The 17,898-nt window shown below is 68.7% G+C and carries 10 protein-coding genes; 3 read left to right on the forward strand and 7 right to left on the reverse strand.

All coding sequences use genetic code 11. The features are described 5' to 3' along the window. Nucleotides 1–7: 7 nt before the first annotated feature. From AXW62_RS14110 to brxD, 3 genes are all read right to left on the reverse strand, one after another. Nucleotides 8–1,903, reverse strand: coding sequence for a DNA/RNA helicase domain-containing protein (locus tag AXW62_RS14110; RefSeq protein WP_060944850.1), 1,896 nt, complete (start codon nucleotides 1,901–1,903; stop codon nucleotides 8–10). A gap of 270 nt (nucleotides 1,904–2,173) precedes the next feature. After that, entirely contained in the window at nucleotides 2,174–4,315 is a 2,142-nt protein-coding gene (locus tag AXW62_RS14115; protein WP_107406287.1) for a DEAD/DEAH box helicase, read from the reverse strand. Continuing rightward, nucleotides 4,312–5,649 (reverse strand): BREX system ATP-binding protein BrxD, encoded by a 1,338-nt coding sequence (gene brxD / locus AXW62_RS14120; protein ID WP_060944827.1) that lies wholly within the window; start codon nucleotides 5,647–5,649, stop codon nucleotides 4,312–4,314. The genes AXW62_RS14115 and brxD overlap by 4 nt, the downstream gene beginning before the upstream one ends. Before the next feature lie 122 nt (nucleotides 5,650–5,771). On the opposite strand from brxD, the gene AXW62_RS14125 reads away from it, so the two are divergent. Beyond that, nucleotides 5,772–7,580: a DUF262 domain-containing protein gene (locus AXW62_RS14125; RefSeq protein ID WP_060944828.1), complete on the forward strand. Its 1,809-nt coding sequence runs from the start codon at nucleotides 5,772–5,774 to the stop codon at nucleotides 7,578–7,580. After that, nucleotides 7,577–8,623, forward strand: coding sequence for a CBS domain-containing protein (locus tag AXW62_RS14130; protein ID WP_252368601.1), 1,047 nt, complete (start codon nucleotides 7,577–7,579; stop codon nucleotides 8,621–8,623). The genes AXW62_RS14125 and AXW62_RS14130 overlap by 4 nt, the downstream gene beginning before the upstream one ends. A 60-nt stretch (nucleotides 8,624–8,683) precedes the next feature. Here the strand turns inward: AXW62_RS14130 and pglZ are convergent, their stop codons facing one another. The 4 genes from pglZ to AXW62_RS14150 form a co-directional block, all read right to left on the reverse strand. Further along, complete coding sequence (pglZ, locus tag AXW62_RS14135) at nucleotides 8,684–11,599, reverse strand: BREX-2 system phosphatase PglZ (RefSeq protein WP_060944830.1); 2,916 nt, start codon at nucleotides 11,597–11,599, stop codon at nucleotides 8,684–8,686. Nucleotides 11,600–11,618: 19 nt separating this feature from the next. After that, nucleotides 11,619–15,581, reverse strand: a complete 3,963-nt coding sequence (gene pglY / locus AXW62_RS14140) for a BREX-2 system ATPase PglY (protein ID WP_060944831.1) — start codon at nucleotides 15,579–15,581, stop codon at nucleotides 11,619–11,621. Nucleotides 15,582–15,842: 261 nt separating this feature from the next. Continuing rightward, nucleotides 15,843–16,067, reverse strand: coding sequence for a DUF397 domain-containing protein (locus tag AXW62_RS14145; protein ID WP_060944832.1), 225 nt, complete (start codon nucleotides 16,065–16,067; stop codon nucleotides 15,843–15,845). 3 nt (nucleotides 16,068–16,070) lie between these two features. After that, the gene (locus AXW62_RS14150) at nucleotides 16,071–16,946 is read right to left on the reverse strand and encodes a helix-turn-helix domain-containing protein (protein ID WP_060944833.1); all 876 of its coding nucleotides are present in this window, start codon (nucleotides 16,944–16,946) and stop codon (nucleotides 16,071–16,073) included. A gap of 298 nt (nucleotides 16,947–17,244) precedes the next feature. Here AXW62_RS14150 and AXW62_RS14155 point away from each other — a divergent pair, with 298 nt between their 5' ends. Continuing rightward, the gene (locus AXW62_RS14155; protein WP_060944834.1) at nucleotides 17,245–17,898 is read left to right on the forward strand and encodes an ATP-binding protein; all 654 of its coding nucleotides are present in this window, start codon (nucleotides 17,245–17,247) and stop codon (nucleotides 17,896–17,898) included.

Genomic DNA, 17,898 nt, shown 5'->3' on the forward strand with positions numbered 1-17,898 from the left:
AGATTGATCAGTTGCTTTCGTTGCGCAGGTGACCGGGGAGCACGGTCCGAAGGAATGCCTGGGTCGCCGGATCGGTGGAATACAGGCGCGTACCACGGGTGCCACGGGTGGCGAGGACCCGGTAGATGTTCAGCGCGTACCGCAGGTACTGCTGAGGGGAAAGGTGGTTCGTGGCCGGGTCATGGCTCTCGCCGGGCTGGGCCCGCCACCCCTGGGCTGTCCAGGTGAGGTCCCTGCCGAGAATGACCGCACTGTAGTCGTACTCCATGCCCTGCGCCGTGTAGACGCATCCGACCTGCTGCTGCCCGCCTTCGTCCGTGGCCCAGAAGGCGCGGCCCGGGACCCCGTCCCCGGCCACGACCATGTCGGCTCTTGAGTTCCAGGGCCGCTCCCACAGATGCTCTCCGGAAGCGTCCTGCCATGTAATGGAGACGTCCGGCAGCAGCGGCGGGACGTCGGGGGAATCCCAGGGCCAGCAGTACCCCGCGGTGATGCGCGCGCTTCGGCCGTGGCGGATGTGATCGGCGACCCACTCCTCGAGCTGGGCCGGATTGTCCGCGAGGGCCAGGTCGTAGCCCTCCCCGTTCCAGCGCGGCGGGCGCGCTTCCGGCGACAGCAGGGCGTCCACCCAGTCCAGATAGGGCCGGGAGCCGCTGCAGCGGAACTGGGTGGGCAGATCGACATGAGCGAAGGTGCAGCCCTGCTGCGAGGCCATGCGCCGCAGTTCATCCTTTGTGGTGCCTTCGCCTGGGCGGACGATCTGGCCTTCGTCGAGGAAGAGGACGAGGACGGCACAGCGGGTCATCAGGTCGGTGAGCAGCTTGGGGAATGGGGTGGTGCGCCAGCCCTGGCCCGTGCGGGCACGGTGAGCTTCATCGAGCAGCACAACGCTCGTGTCTTTGTCCAGTCCCTCGGGCAGACGGGTGGTCAGTGTGGCGATGAGCCCCCGCGCCGATTCTCCGACAGCGCGGCCGAGCTGCCGTGACAGGGTCCCCGTGGGGGAGAGGAGGCGTGGGTTGGCACCGGAGTCCCGGCAGAGGTCACCCAGAACCCGGGTCGCAATGGCGGTTTTCCCGGTACCAGGACCTCCGGTGACAACGACGATGTGGCCACGGTGTCCCTGCCGTGCGGCGTCGATGGCGCTGTTGATCTGCTGACGCGCCTTGTCCTGCTCTCCGATGAGGCGAAACGTTTCATGGCCCCCGATCACGTCGGCGACCCTGGCCAGCAGCTTCGGAGACGGACGGTGCCGGGCCTCCAGGAATGCGGTGACACGTTGCGGGGCCGCCGGCCGCAGTCCCCCGCAGTGGAGGCGCTCGGCCAGCAGGTGCGACGGGGCGTCAGGGGCCACGTCGTCGGGCCCGAGGATGGAGTACGCGGCGCTGGGACCCGTCCCCTGAAGCCCACGCAAGCCGTCGATCAGGTCCGAAGGCGCCGCATGGAGATAAGCGAGGCCCTCGACGTCCAGGTGCAGCTCGGGAGGCACCCACTCGGTCAGGTAGTTGACGTAGCCACCGACCTGACGGGCTGGGTGGAGCACTTCCCGCTTTCCGACGTTGAGCATTCCCGGCCCCGTGCCGTGGGGTGCGGCATATTGCCACTGCTTGAGTTCGACGGCCACGGCGACCAGAGACTCCGTCCGGGGGCGGTGGCCAAGGAGGAGCGCGTCGACACGCTGGCTGGTGCCGGGCAACTCGTACTCCAGCAGAAGGTGCAGCTCGCTCAGCTCGGCCGCTGACAGCACCCGCAGTAAGGGCGGCCAGCTGTTCTCCCAACTGCGTACTTCGGCTTCGCCGGGGGAGCGTCCGTGGATGGTGCGGAAGCGATGGGCGCACTCGGTGATGAATGCGGGATCGGCGATCCTCGCCGCGGCCTGCGCTACCGTTCCTCCGAAAATATGCATGGCCACGATCTATACCAGTGGCCCCCGTGCGCAGCCGTGTCGGCCCGGGAACAACGCACAGGGGCTGGTTCGACCTGCACCTGAACGTGCTTGGTCAGGTCAGGCTGGGGTCATCCCTGCGCCAGGCGAGGTCGAAGTCCGGATCAGCCGCACGGGGTGAGGGAACCGCCGTATGCGAGGAGCCAAGTCGCCATACGACACCCCTGGGCTGGCCGACCGGTTGAGCAGAGATTGGAGGCTACGGCACGCCGCTGACACCCGGTCTTCCCGTCACGCGCTCCACGTGGTGAACCTGATCGGTGCACCCAGCACCGCGGACGCTCCGTCGAGATCCGCCAAGCGCGCGGCCAGCGTCGCCTCCGCGAGGCGCTGCGGAAGGGCGGCGCTGAACTTCAACCCGGCCAGGGCGCGCGGATCCACCGAGGGCAGGCACAGGTGCTCGGCGCCCTCCGCGACGGCCTTCTTCCACTCCTGCGGTGTGATGTCCTCGCGCAGCCGGACATACGCGTCCGTGGGCCGCTGGAGTGGGTCGGCGACAGAGGTGAGCGTCGCGGCGAGGGTGGCATTGGCGCGGTACCCCGCCCACGTCCACCAGCGGACGTTCGTGTCCCGCCCACCCCGCATGATCACAGTGCCACCGGGGTGCACAAGGTCGATGCTCGCCTCGCGAGCCTGGGCGAGTGCGCGCTCGGCCCGCCGCGTGAGTGCGACGGGAGGCGTCGCGCCGAGCAGCACTTCCCGTGCCGCCCGCGCGAGCTCGTACGAGGCGCCCCGAGTGATGCCGACACCGCCCCATCGAGCCCTTCCGCCCCCGTCCACCGGCTCGACGAAACAGCGGCGCCGTGACCAGTCGATGTAGGTCACCTGCCAGCTGCGTCCGGCGAGCAGCAGTCGGCGCGGTCCGACGATCTCGTCGGTGAGCAAGGCGGGATCCGTCGTCCCGATCTGGGTGCGGCCGGACAACACGGTGAACTCCGGGGCGGCGGTGAACACCGCCGTCAGATCCATGAAGTGACGGAACCCGAAGCGCTGTTCCGCCTCCGGTCCGATGAACATCAGTCCGCCGTCCAGATGCAGATACCCCTCGTCGAGCAGATGGCGCACGATCGGCTCCGCCGACGCCCCGAACGGGCCGAGCCCGCCCCACCAGTCCCGCCACAGCCGGTCCCCGACCTGGTGCTCTTGAAGACACAGGGCGAGGACCTGCTGGGCCGTGATGTGCCGGGGTTCCGGCGGCGCGACGACCGGTTCCACCCAGCCACGGGACCAGAGCAGGAGGAGGGCCGCCGCTGACAGCAGTCCGGATTCGTCCACCGCCAGGAAGAGGCAGTTCCGCTGTGAGCCGGCGCGCCGCCCGGTGCGGCCCAGTCTCTGGAGGAACGAGGCGACCGTGGCAGGTGCGTCGATCTGGATGACCCGGTCCAGATCACCGACATCGATGCCGAGTTCCAGCGTGCTCGTGGAGACGATCACGCAGTCACGGGCCTCGGCGAAGGCTTGCTCCGCCCGGCGCCGCTCGTCCGCGGACAGTGAGGCGTGCGACAGGAAAGTGGTCACGCCTTTCGCCCGCAGCGCTTCGCCGAGTTTCTCCACGTCCCGGCGCGCCTCACAGAACACCAGACGCTTTTCACCCTGGTGCAGAGCCGCGATCACCGTTGCGGCGTTGGCCAGCGAACCCACGTAGTCGAGTTCGATCTTCCCGGGCGGGGGCAGAGCGGGTGCCTTCTCGCGCAAGTGGGGAGCGACCACCTGGGCCTTACGCTCGCCCGCTCCCGACCCCTGAAGCCAGGTCAACAACTCGTGCGGGTTTCCCACCGTCGCGGAGAGGCCGACGCGCTGGACCGGTCGGCCGGCCACCCGTTCCAGCCGTTCCAGCACGGCCAGCAGATGCCAGCCGCGATCGTCGCCCGCGAAGGCGTGTACTTCGTCAACGACGATGGTGCGGAGACCCGAGAAGAAGGCGCGATGGTCGACGTTGGCGCTGACCAGCATCGCTTCCAGGGACTCCGGAGTGGTGAGCAGGACATCCGGCCGCTCACGGAGGATGCGCTTGCGGCGGGTGTGGGGGATGTCGCCGTGCCAGAGGGCCGCGGTGCGTCCCAGCCACGAGGTGTACGTCTCCAGGCGGGGCAACAGGTTGTTCAGCAGTGCCTTGAGCGGACAGACGTACAGCACCGAAGTGCCGGTCCAGTTCTCCTCCGCCATCCGCGACAGGACAGGAAAGCATGCCGCCTCGGTCTTCCCGCCGGCGGTGGGCGCCAGCAGCACCGCGTCCACCCCGTCCATCAGCGGTGCGATCGCCTCTTGCTGGAGCGGCCGCAGGCCCGGCCAGCCCAGGGAGTTCACGATGTGATGGACCAAGCCCCGGTGCAGTCGGTCCAGCGGATCGGAGTCGCCGGGCGCCTCCGTCACGGAAGCTCCAGCGCGATGTCATCGGCACTCACAGCCGCTGCGGCGTTGGCCTCGACCTCGCTCAGCTCCGACGTGCGCACGGTGAGGGCGTAGTGCTCGCGTGGGTCGAACTCCTCGAACTGATCAATGCGGTCGAGTACGTCGCCGACGAGCTTCTTCAGGAACAGCCGGGGCGCCACACCCACCTTGCCGCCCAGCGCCCCGCCCACCGCCTTGGCGAGATCGGCGATATAGGACTCGTCCGCGAGAGCCTTGACGCGGTCCGGGCTCGACGAGCCACTCGCGTACAGATCCCGAATCGTCAGCCCCAGGCCGATGAGCGAGTCGAGAGTGAAGCCGGACAGCCGCAGCTGCACGGCGCGTGGATTGTCGAAGCGGGGATCGGTGCTGAAATCGGTGGCCAGGCGCTGAGCCAGCGGTGCCAGCCGCTGTACGCCCTGCTGGCCGTCGTAGAACGCCGGTGTCCCGGTGATCATGAGGTAGAGCCCCGGGAAGCGCCCCGAGTGCACCTCGTCGATCAGCTGACGCAGCGCGTTCAGCGCCTTGTCCCGTGCGTCGGCGCGGACTCGCTGGAGCGTCTCCACCTCGTCCAGGACGACGAAGAGCCCGGAATGTCCGGAGTCGCGCAGCACCGTCAGCAGCCCCTGGAGGAAGCCAAGGGCACCGAAGTGGTCCAGATCGCCCCGCACTCCTGCTGCCTTGCGAGCCGCGGCGGCCACATGCGGCTGTCCGCCCAGCCAGGCCATGACCGCTGACGCGGTCGCCTCGTCGCCCGCCGCGAGCGCGTTGCGGTATCCCCGCAGTGCGATGGCGAACGAGGGGGCGTGCCGGGAGACTTCGACGAGCCTGGCCGTCATGAGCCGTTCGACCTCGTCCGTCAGTTCCTCTTCCGAGGTTCCCGCGGCGAGGGCGTCCTCTTCCAGGGCGTAGGACCACGCGTCCACCACGGGCCGCAGGGCACTGGGAGGGAAGCTGGGCGTGGCCAGCCGTTCGGTGAGGCGACGATAGACGGTCTCCAGCTTGTGCAAGGGTGTCTCGTTCTCGGAGACCTGGATCTCGGCGACGGCGAAGTTACGGCGCTTGGCGCGCTCGCCGAGCCACCGGGTGAAGAACGTCTTGCCCGATCCGTACTCACCGCGGACCGCCTTGAAGACGGACGCCCCCGACTCGACCGCTTCGAGCTCCGCGTCGAGCGCTTTCTCGAATCGCTCCAGACCTGTTGCGAGGAGGTCGAGCCCGCTTTCGGGGACGGCGCCACGCCGAAGGGCGTCGATGACGTCACGGCGCCGGGCCGCGCTGACGGGTCCGGTTCGGCCGGGGCTGTCGGTACTCACGCCACTAGTCTCGCACTGCGGTAGGCGGTGCAGGCGGGCCCGTCATCTCACTTGACGCACGGTTGGTCACTTGGTGCAATCGTGTGTTCACCGTTCAGCTTCAATCGGGGAGAAGACCCAGCGTGGCGCTCGACGGCCTCAATCTAGGCGCTGTTCTCAAGGACGTCGCATCCGGAGCCCTTCAGTTACCTGATTTCCAACGTGAATGGAAATGGGATGACGAACGCATCAGGGCCCTTATTGCGACCGTGACGCTCGAGTATCCGCTCGGTGTCGTGATGGCGCTGCAGACGGGTGGAACGGCCCAGTTCAAGCCCCGCACGCTGAGCGGTGCGGAGAGCGCCGAGGGGACGACGCCGGACTTACTGCTCCTGGACGGTCAGCAGCGCATGACCTCCTTGTACCAGTCGCTGTACCGGGACCAACCGGTGGAGACGGTGGACGCGCGGGGGAAGGACCTCAAGCGCTGGTACTACATCGACATCGCGAAGGCCATCGGAGCACCGGCGGACCGTGACGACGCGGTTGTCTCCGTGCCCGAGGACCGGATTCTCCGGAGTGACTTCGCCCGCAAGGTCGTCCTCGATCTGAGCACGGTCGAGAAGGAGTGCGCGACCGGTTTCTTCCCGCTCCACATCGTGTTCGACATGCAGCGCGTGACCCAGTGGCTGCAGGAGTTCGTGAAGGCCGACGGTGCGAACTGGGAAACCTGGAGCACATTCCAGGAGCAGGTCCTCAACCACGTGACGCAGTTCCAGGTGCCAATGATCAAGCTCCCGGCCTCCACCACGATGGACGCCGTGTGTGCCGTCTTCGAACGGGTGAACACCGGCGGAGTGTCACTCAACGTCTTCGAGCTGCTCACCGCCACCTACGCGGGCAACCAGGAGCATGTCGCGGAGCGCGGCGACTACTACCGGCTCCCGGTCGAGTGGGAGCAGATCAAGAAGGACCTGACCTCCTCCTACCCGGTGTTCGGCCGCATGGAGGCCGGCGTCGAGGACGGATTGAGCAGCAGCGACTTCCTCCAGGCCGTCGCGCTCGTCCGCACCTGGGAGGAGAAGCAGGCCGGGCAGCGCAGCGCGGTGTCCTGCAAGCGTCGCGACCTGCTGCGGCTGCCGCTCACCGACTTCCGGCGCCTGGCGCCACGGGTGGCGGAGGCGTTCAAGTGGGTGGGGGCGTTCCTGGAGCAGCAGTGCATCGTCCGCACGGCGGACCTTCCGTACCGCACCCAGCTCGTGCCGCTGGCCGCCGTCCGGGCCATCCTCGGGGAGGAGCTGGACACGCCGGGCTCGGATGAGCGGATCGCCCAGTGGTACTGGTGCGGAGTGCTCGGCGAGATGTACGGCGGATCGACCGAGAGCCGTTTCACGCGCGATGTCGAGCAGCTCATCGGCTGGCTCCGGGGTGAGGAAGGGACCTTTCCCGACACGATCGCGGAAGCCGCCTTCCTGGACGACCGGCTGGACAGCCTTACGACCCGCAACAGCGCGGCCTACAAGGGCATCTACGCGCTGCTGGTCAAGCAGGGTGCGGTGGACTGGTACTTCACCGAGGCGCCCCTGACGGCGGGCCGGTTGATCGAGTACAACGTGGACATCCGGCAGATCTTCCCCAAGGGGTGGATCGCCAAGAACGCCTCGGCGCAATCGGCCAAGGCGAACTCCATCGTCAACAAGACGCCGCTGTCCTTCCGGGCGAGCCGAAGTCTCGTGGGGTCTCCCGCCCTCTATCTCAAGTCGCTCACGCTGGAGTCGGGGATGCGCCCGGAGTGGTTCGACGATGTCCTCGCCACTCATCTCATCGACCCCTCCACCTTGCACGAGGCGGACTTCGAGCGCTTCTACGAGAACCGTGCCCTGCAACTGCTTGACCTGGTGAGGTCCGCCATGGGCAAGCGCACCGTCTTCCGTGACACGGCGGGCTGGTGAGCGAAGGGATGTCGCACACACCATCCGAGGAGCGGCTCCGCGAGCTCCGGGGCAAGCTGATCCCGGTCTCCGAGCTTCTCGCACTCTTCGGCACGCGGGTGCGGAACGACCAGTCCGTTTTGTTCATCACGCAGGCGCTGAAGGATGCCGGCCTCTCGACCATCCCCTATTTCGCCCACTGCAGCCTCAGGGCCGATGTGCAGGTGGTCCCCGAGGAGTCGGTCGCGCCTGCGGAACCCGACGGTGAAGAGGACGAGGAGACGGAGCAGGACGCCCTGTCACAAGGGACGCTGCCGCAGCATTCCTTCAGGATTGGTGATCTTCCGGCTGCCCGTAATGGGGTCGACTCCGTTCCGTCCACCGCTCAGGTCAAGACGGCCACCCATCTCATGCTCGTCAAGAACTACTCTCAGGTTCCGGTTATCGACGGCATATCGACGCTGCGTGGTGTGGTCACATGGAGCTCGGTGGCCAGGATGTACGAGAAGAACGAGGACACCTCTCTCGCGAACGCGATGGTGGAAGATCCGCCGACGGCCGATGTCCATGGAGATTTCTTCTCTTTGCTGCCGATGATCAGCGAGTACGGCTACCTGCTCGTCCGGGACATGAGTGGCCGTATCACCGGAATCGTGACGGCTGCCGATGTCACAGAGCGTTTCGAGGCGACGGCGTGGCCCTTCTTCGTCATCGGTGAGATCGAGTTCCGGCTCCGCAAGTGCCTGGGCGCGGCGCTTGAGCCGGACGCCATCCGCGCGGTACAGCGGAGGAACAAGCAGACGGGTCAGATCACGGACCTGATGTTCAACGGCTACGTGAAACTTCTGGACGGCCACCAGGAGGACCCGGCCCTCCGCCAGAAGGCGGACAAGAACTGGCAAGCTCTCGGCTGGTCGCTCGCGGACCGGGTCCAGTTCGTACGGCAGCTCGATCGGGTGCGGGAGATTCGCAACATGATCGCGCACTTCGACCCCGAGCCGCTGTCGCAGAAGCTCTGCCAGGAACTACGCCAGTTCCTCGGGCTGCTCCGCCTCTATACCTGACGGCCGCTGGGTGCCGGACCGGCTGTCCGGTCCGGCACCCAGCGGTATGGCCTCAACCCGTCACCGCAGGTCGAACTGGTCCCGCAACAGACCCGTGTGCAGCCGCACCGTCCTGCCGTCCGGCAGGGTCTCGAGGACCTGCACACCGTCGTGGTTCAGCAGCTGCCGCAGTACGGCGGCGAAGCCATCGGCCGCCCTGGAGGCGGGCAGGCCGATGCGCTGGGCCAGGGCGGTCACCGGGAGCGTGCCCCCCGCCTCCAGCAGGGCCCGTACGGCCTTCTCCACCCGGGGCAGGTCCGGCTTGCGGGCGAGCAGCTGTACCTGGGCGCTGAAGACCTCGGACGCCAGCAGGCCATTGACCAGCTCGTCGTCCGGTGAGACCGGCTTCGCGGAGAACAGGCTGTCCTCTCCCTCCGACGGGACCAGTGCCACGTCGAAGAGCGAGTCGTGGCTGCTGGCCAGCTCGGCGTCCGCCTTCGCCCGCTTGGACGGCTTCTTCACCGGGGCGGGTGCCACGGTGGGCCGTACCGGTGCCGGCTCGCCGTCAGCGGTGTCGAGCGACCACCACGGCGGCTGCTGGCTGCCCAGCTCACGCCAGCCGCTCGGCGGCTCCGCCCCGAAGGGAAGGAAGGCCAGGACGGGGATGGCGACCTCGGCCAGGGAGACACCGCCGTGGTAGCCGGCCTTTTGCGAGGTGTAGCGGGAGTCGGAATCCCACAGCGCGACGATCTCCCCGCCGGGCTCCGGAGCGACTACGCGCGGCCCCGAGAGAGCGATCTCCGTGTCGCCGAGCGGGCCCGCTCCGGACCGGTGCCGGGCGGATTCCACACGGTCGGGGTCGGCCTCGACCCGCACCCCGTGCCGGTCGATCACATGGCCGTGGTCGCTGGTGAGGATCACCGCCCGGCCCTGGGTGGCGGCGAAGCGCAGCAAGTCCCGCAGCCGCCCTATGTCCCCGAGCCGCCAGGCGCCGTCTCCGAGCTTCTGCTCGGTGGCGAGCCGGTCGTCGATGGTGTTGAGCACTACGGCGACACACGCACGGTCGCTGACGAGGGCCTCGTGCAGCTCGGGCCCGAGCGGGGCACCGCTGGTGTCGCCGCGCAGATCGTCCTTGTGGAAGACGGCGGCCTCCTCCTCACCCCAGAAGCGGTGCTGCGGGAAGAGCCTCTTCTCGTCCGCCTGGGTGCCCCTGGTGAGGCGGGCGGCGAAGAGGGAGGTGCGGGACACGGCCGTCACGGTGGGCAGCGCGGCGGCCATCGCCCGGCGCACCGGGGTGCCCTTCGCCTTGGGCAGTGGGTCGTACTCCACCCAGTGGTCGCGCAGTTCCTCACCGAGCTGGGCGGCGATCGCCGCGCTCATCCCGTCGAGGACCAGCAGCAGTACCTTCCGCTTCCCCGCCTTCACCACGGGGGCGACGACCTTGGGCAGGAAGGTCTCCACTGTCAGCGTGTCCTCCGGGGGCCTGCCGCCTGCCGTCCAGGCCGCCAGCGACCGGGCGAAGTGCCGGTCGATGTCCCGGCGGCGAGCGCGTACGGAGCTGCCCAGGGCGTCGTAGGCGGACTTCAGCGTGGCATCGGGGTCCCCGCCGGACTCGATGTGGTCGAGCGCGAGGTCCACCCAGCCGGTGTCGGAGACATGCCGGCCGATGCTGTCCCGCACGCTCTCCCGCTCCGCCTCGCTCTCCCCTGCCGGCCGGGCCGCGAGCCACTGGGCGAGCCGCTGCGCCATCCGTGCCCGTTCGATACGGGGCCGGGCATCGGGTTCGGGCGCGAGCCGGTGGTCGTCGAGGGCCGCCACCGCCTGTTCGATCCGCGCCCGTTCTCCGGCCAGGAGGGCTTCGCCGACGGCGGTGAACCGGGCTTCGAGTCCCGCGGCCAGCAGGGGGCTCGTACGGGTCGCCTGTTCGGCGCCGAACTGCCGGGCCAGGGAGGCCGCGCGGTCGCGTACGGCACCGGAGAGACGTCGTGCGATCGCCGCCGACTCCTCGTGGGCCGACCGTCCCGTCAGCAGCAGCCCCGAGACGAACTCCTCACAGGACCGTCCGAAGGCCGCCACCAGCGCGTCCAGGGCCTCGCCCTGGGCGGGTGGCTCTTCGCCGAACCAGCGCTCGGCCCGCCCCCGGGCCCGGTAGTTCTCCGCGTCCGCGGCCGCGTCGGCATGCACCCACAGCGCGGCGCATACCAGACCGAAGGCGACGGCATCCGCACCGTGCTCGGCCTCGGCCAGGGCGAGCAGCACCCGCCCGGCCTGTCCCGCCTGATCCGACGAGCCGAGGAACTCACGGATACCGGCGCGCTCGGGCGCGCGCAGCGCCAGGTAGCGGTCCGGGCCGCCGGACGCCAGCGACCACTGCAGCAGCGTGTGGATGTCGAGTTCGTCGCCGCTCGCGGACAAGGTGTGCCGCTGGTCGCGGTCCGGGTCGTACCGGCCGATGCCGAGCCTGCGGAGGGTGAGTTCGCTGAGCGCCTTGTCCCGGGACAGCACCCCGCCCGGAAGCCGTGGCCAACCGCCCGGCGGGGTGGCGTCCAGCAGCGCCTCGGCGGCCCAGGTCTCGTCGACCAGCCAGCGGTCGGCGCTGACCGCGCCGAAGGACTCCCGGACGACGTCCCAGGTGTCCACCGCGTTGACGCGGTGCCGGTGCACCTTGGCCAGCAGGTCGGGGCCGAGTTCGGCCTCCTCCCGGTCGGTGAGCACCACCAGCACGTCGGGGCCGGGCGCCGCGGGCGCCCGGTGCGCCAGTACCAGCTCGTGCGCGGCGAGCGGCGAGGGCGCGGTGGCCACCGACGCGTGCCGGTGCTCGCCCCACGCCAGCTCGGCCGGGCCGTCCCAGCGCGGCGCGGCGCGCAGGAGTACGGTCCGGCGCTTGCCCGGGTTCAGGCCGGGCTGGGACGCCAGGTACTGGGCGATGGTGGCGGAGTTGAGCCGTACCGCACTGGTGGTGGCCTCCGTGCTCGTGCTCGTCGTCGTGGTCGTCACCGCTCACGCCTCGTTCCGCTCATTCCACGACCCGCCAGCTGATCTCGATCGTCGCATCGGGTTCGGTGGCCGCCAGTTCGTCCAGTTCGGCCCGGAGCTGGGCGATCGCCTGGGATGCCTTGGCCCGTCCGCCGCCCGACCGGCGCGCGGCACGAGGACCGGGCAGCGGGTGGCTGGTGGACACCGGCGGCTGCGCGGTGTCGTCGTTCAGGCTCACCGCGTTGGGTGTGGTGAGCGGGGCGGCCGGGGACATGGGCGCCGGTGGGGCCGTGGGGGTGGCCGTGGGCGGCTGTGGCCGGGCTGCCGCCTGGCTGCGCTCGATGACGGAGACGATGGACTTCCGCGCGTCCCGCAGGGCTTCCTCGAGCCGCATCGTGCGCTGATCCGCGCGTGCCGCGCCGCGCAGCGCCTCCAGTACCGCCTCGCCCTGCGGCCCGTAGTTGGGCGCGAGCTTCAGCATGTCCCAGGCCGCGACGACCAGCGCGTCGGCGACGGTCTTGGCCTGCTTGATGGTGGCTCCGTAACGGCCGGCGGACGCCTCGCCCAGATCGAAGGTGGCGAACGTGGTGATGACCTGCTTGGCCGCCGCCGACCCCCCCGCCGTGCTCTCGGAGAGGTCACGCAGCTCCTTGAGCAGGCCACGGGAGCGGCGGGCGAGGGTCAGCCTGCCCGTCGCGGACTCGTCGGCCCCGTCCAGGCCGAGCAGCTTCGCGTGCTTCTCCAGCTCCTCGACCAGCGTGTCCACATGCGGCTTGTAGTCGCGGGCCTTGGCCGTGATCTGTCGGGCGAAATGGCTGACCAGCCGGCCCCGCCGCAGCTTCGGGGGCTGTTCGCCGAAGATGTCCCAGAACCGGCGCCCCGCCTCCTCCCAGACGGATTCATCCGGCAGCGGCTGGGAGCGCAGGCCGTCCTGGGGCTTGATGGCCGCCAGTTCGGGCGCGGGGTCGAGCAGCGAGCCGGCGCGGACCCACACCCGGTCGTCCATCTCTGCGTACGAGGCGATGACCAGGTTGGTGAGGAAGACGTCCAGTCCCATCGGCTCGGGCCGGTCGATCCACTCGGTCAGCTTGACCACGCTCAGGTCGCCTGGGCCGCCGTCGGTGCGGGCCTGCAGGTTGAAGTGGTCCACCCAGCGGTTGGACAGCCGGAAGTAGACCTCCTTCTGCTGGCCGAGCCCGAGGGGCGCGGCGATCCGCCGCATCCACACCCGGTCCTTCGAGGGCACCTCGACCTGCCGCTCGGCGGATTCCGCCGCCGCCCGGATATGGGCGAAGACCGTACGGGCGTTCCCGGGCGTGACCGCCGTGTTGCTGCCCTCGGGGTCGAGGTCGGGGTGCGCGGGGAACTGGTGCGCCAGCAGCTTCTTCACGATGTGCCGGGCTGCGTCGGACAGCGTCTGGCCGATGGAGACCTTCAGGTCGGGCACGTCACGCAGCGATTCGAAGTGGTCCTCGAAGGACACGTCGACGTCGGACGCCTTCTTGTCCGCGCAGCCGTACGCCTGCCTGAAGGCCGCCGTCACGGTCTTGATCAGGGACTCCCGCTGCTCTTCGAGGAGCACCCTGGCCCGCGCCCGGTTGTCGGCGTTGAGGTGCTGGGCGTAGTGGGTGTCGAAGCGCCGCTGATCGGCCAGCGCGTAGTCGATCACCACCAGCTTCTGGAAGTCCTTGTAGCGGGGGGCCGAGAGATAGGCGGGGATCCAGCCGACGGTGCGGGGCCCGGTACCGGACTGCTCGCGCAGCGTGCGCAGCCGGTTGACCGCCTCGACGGAACCGTGTTCGCTCTCCTGGTACGGCAGGTCGATGACCAGCCGCCACAGCCCGTCCTGGCTCGGGGAGAACTCGTGGTCGGGCATGTTCTCCTGATCGTTGACGTCGCCGATGACCACCTCCGCCGTGCGGTTCGAGCCGCGCCAGACGAGGGTGAGATCGTCCGCGCTGCCCAGCCGCTCGTGCACCTCCAGGCCCAGCTCCTTGGCCAGCAGCCGCCTGGCCAGGGCCCGGCGGTTGGAGCGGTTGTTGTTCACGTTGGCGTTGGCGATGACGGAGTCGACGTCCACCCCGGCCAGTTCGAGCCGTACGCCCGGGTTGAGCTTGGTGCCGGTCGCCTTGATCTCTACAAAGTGGGTGGCCCACTCGTCGACCTTCGCCTTGATCATCCCGACCTCCGCCCCGGGGATGGGGGAGAGGACCGAGCCGTGGTTGAGCGCGCCGAGCCGCCGGATGGTGAGGTCGCGCAGGGCGGGCACACCGGGGGCGAGGGCGGACAGCAGCAGCGTGCACATCAGCCGGTTGTCGCCGACGAAGCCCCGGCAGCGTCCGAGGAGCTGCTGGTCGGTGATGGTCTCGCGGCGGTGCCGGTAGCGCTCGACGTCCTCCTCGGTGATCTCGTACGTCGCGAGGAGGTGCGGCCGCAGCTTGGTCCGGTACAGCTTGTCCGCGACCTTGAACTCCACCTTCAGGCTGTCCACGAACGGCTTGTCGCCGCCGTCGGCGATGACGGGGTAGAGGTCGCCGAGGGGGATCAGGTTCTCCAGCGTCGCGTCGTCCCGGTGGTCGGCGAGCAGCTGGCCCATGAGCTTCAGGCCCGTGCGGGAGCGCTGCAGGGCGGAGGAGATGTGGACGAGCGTGTCCATGAAGGCGGGGGAGAAGGGGTACGTCAGCCGGAACGACTCCTCGTCGGCCCCCGTCGTGGTCTCGTCCGAGCCGAGCAGCACGTCCCAGATCTGCGGCCCCACCCGCTTGATCTTGGCGAAGGCGGCGTCCAGCTTGGCGGCGGCCTCCGCGTCCTTGGGCTTGAGGAGACGCGCGTGGGCGATCTGGGGGAGGTTCCGGTCCTCCAGCGTGATCTTGTCGAAGCGGCCGGAGGCCAGGTTCAGGCTGTCCTGGATCGCGGTCTCGGCCGCGCCGGAGGTCTCCTCGCCGACGAGTTCGCGCAGGTCGCGCTGGCGGGCGATGAACGAGACGATCGGGATGGCGCGACGTGAGTCGGCGCCTTCCACGAAGTTGGTGATCTTGTCGGTCTCGCGGGAGACGAACTTCTGGTCGTGGATGCGGTTGGCGAGCCACAGGATCAGCTCGTCCAGGAACAGGATCAGCCCGTCGTAGCCAAGGGACTTCGCGTGCTCGGCGATGACGGCGAGGCCGGCGTCGAGGGAGATGAACCCGTGCTCGTCCTCGGCCGCGTGCCGGGCGAACCCAGGGAACCAGGTCACGCTCGCGTCGTGGACGAGCTTCGCGCGGAGTTCGGCCGGGGTGCTGGGGTTGACCAGGTTCAGGTTCACCTCGCCGCCGTCCAGCTCCTCGGCGGCCAGCGCGGTGTCGAGCAGTTCCGGCGTCCAGGTGAACGGATCGCCCCACTCGTCGTCGTCCTCGTCGTCGGCGGTGGCCCCGGGGACGGGAGCGTCGGCGAGCCCGGCGATGAAGGCTTCGTCGCCCACGCGGTGGCGGTGCGAGCGGATGTCCTCGAAGAGCGAGTCGGTCCGGTACACCTGCGGGGTCGGGGCGTCCTTGTGCTGGGGCAGGGACTTGACGTGGCTGACGTATCCGCCGAGGACCCGCTGCTCCAGGGACTTCGCGCCGAGCATGTGGTACGGGACGAGCAGGAACCGCTTGCCGTCGGTGCCCAGCCACTCGTGCTTGGACAGCACCGGGTCGAAGTCCCCGCGGCTGCGGACGGCCGGGTCGCCCCGCAGGAGGGCGTGCAGGACCGCCATGAAGTGGGACTTACCGGAACCGAACGAGCCGTGGAGGTAGGCGGCCTTCGAGGTGTGCCCGTCGAGGGCTGCCTTGATCAGGCTGAGGGCCTCGTCGAAGTTCTCCAGGAGGCGCTCGGTGACGACGTAGTCGCGGAGGGCGCGGGCTGCTCCTTCTTCGGTGACGGCCTCGGCGAGCTTCAGCACGAAGTCGGAGGTGGAGATCGACGTCTTGATGTCGATGACGTCGCGGAGCAGTGGGGCCGTGCCGGTGGCGTTCGAGGCCATCTGTGTCTCGCTTCTCCTGGTTCCTGCGTCCCTGGGTGCGCGTGAGCGCGTGGGCCTGGACAGCAGGGTCTCCCCCCTGGCCCGGGGCGGCGACGGTTACGGATGGTCTCCGTGCGGCCCCGGTGCGTCGTCGTCAGCCGTCGTGAATCGGTCGTGCGACGGCTGTGGCCCGTCCCCGATCGTAACGGTTTGCGTAGAGGGGGGAACCGGTGTGCGGGACGGGCTGGGGGTGGGGGGAGTGACCGGCGGGGGAGAGTGCGACTAGAGGTTGTCGAAGTCTCCGGCGGCCATCCCGGCCTTGAACGCCGTCCACTCGCCGGAGGTGAAGCAGAGATGGGGGCCCGAGGGGTTCTTCGAGTCACGGACGGCTACCCCGCCGTTGGGGAGGGCTGCCAGCTCGAAACACTGGCCATTGTTGGCAGTGAAGCTGCTCTTCTGCCAGGAGAGCGTGGCAGGGTCGATCGAGTAGAGGTCTATCTTCTCCATCAGTCAGTTGTCCCTGTTCCTCGTGTGAGCGATGACGTCACGGCTCGCCTCCGGAGAGAGGGCCGCATCGGCAAGGCTGCGGAAGAGTCGATGTAGGCGGCGCAGATCTCGTGGGTCGTCCATAGTCAAGCTACCAGCGACGGACTCACCGAAGGCCACGTCGGGAATGTCCTCGTCCGAGAACTGCAGAATCATGAACGCCGAGATCTGAGCGGCTTGTTCACCCTTCTCGTAAGGGACGATGCGGAGATCAACGCTCGGGTGCGTCGAGATCTCCAACAGGTGCTCCAGCTGCTCCCGATGTGTGCGCTCGCCTCCTACCTGGAAGTCGAGTGCGGCCTGCGCGATCACGTAGTGGCACTCAAGCGGGGACTCGGTTTCGTGCAGGCAGTTCCGCTGCCGCAGACTGCGCACCTCGACAAGCGCCTCGATTTGGTCTGGCCCCAGCGAGGCAAAGCCCACGCCAGTAACGGCCTGCGCGTATGCCTCGGTCTGCAACAGTCCCGGCACGATGCCGACTTGGTACTCGTGGACGGTGGAGGCTGCTGCTTCGAACCCGAGGAAGCGTTCGTACTGAGCACTGATGACCTCGCTGTACCGAGCCCACCATGGCTGCTGTCGTTCCCGGGCGGCAGCGTGCAACTCGGCGAGTTCGTCGCGCTGGTCCCGGGGCACCTCGTAGAGATCCATGAGCTGAGCGAAGTGCTCCTGGGAGCACACGCGCTTCCCGTTCTCGATGCGGCTGATCAAAGAGACGTCGCAGCCGAGTGCGGCTGCGACCTCTGCGATCGTGTAGCGCTTGGTCTCGCGGCGTAGGCGGCGTAAGGCTCTGCCGAACGTTACGCGAGACATCAGCAGCGTGCTGTTGCCGTTACTCATTGCTGCTCCTCATGTTGGGGGACCGGCCTAAAAGTTGCCCTGCAACCGGACATGTGCGGTCTAAAAGGCGTCGAAAGCGAACGACACCTATCGTCGTGTCAATTGACATGTCCGATGACTTGACGATGCCAAGGCGCGGGGTGCAGCTTAGCTCCTGTGACGCAATGCGCTCAACTGAATGCTGAGTGTGTTCGAAGTCCCTGCGTGCGTAGAGAGACGTATGGGACGGCTGACGACCGAGCAAGCTCCCACCCTTCATGCGGGGTTCGGACTGCTCGCTGGACCGGTGGGAGCTGTCATGGGTGAAGTTCGCGAAGTGAAATTCCGGCTGTCTCGTCGGCGGAGCAGTGTTCCGAGGGCGCGTGCGTTAGCGCATTCCGTGCTCGGCGACTGGGGCATCGGGCAAGCGGCGCACACGGCGGAGCTGGTCCTCTCAGAGCTGGTGACCAACGCGATGCGCGTGCGTGCGCCGCGTGACCGGCTGGTCGGAGTGCGGATCGCATGGCTGCCGGAAGACAGCCTCCTGCGCCTGGAAGTCAGCGACGCAGGCGAAGGAAAGCCCGAGGTACGGGCGCCCGGGGAGGACGAGACGGGCGGGCGAGGGCTGCTGCTCGTGGAGGCGCTGGCTGATCGTTGGGGTTTCGAGCAACGGGCGTGCGGGATCGGAAAAACGGTCTGGGCGGAGCTGCGGGCCCCCGACCTCGGTACGGGCCGCGACGGGACCGAGATCGCTGCGGTAACGGTCCGTGAGGGTCAGTGCGTACGGGTGTGGGGCGCTTGGCGAACGGTCCGAAGCGTAGGTACTGAGCGTTCTGCGTCGGGCGGCAGTTGCACTGTCGTGCTTGAGCTGGACGACGGTTTCGAACTGCGGGTCGCCTCCGCCGCGCCGTTGACTGTACGAGAGCCGGGTGAGCCCTCCCCGGACAACGACGGGGAGGGCGCATCGGGATAG

It is taken from the genome of Streptomyces hygroscopicus subsp. hygroscopicus (assembly GCF_001553455.1).
Classification (GTDB): domain Bacteria; phylum Actinomycetota; class Actinomycetes; order Streptomycetales; family Streptomycetaceae; genus Streptomyces; species Streptomyces hygroscopicus.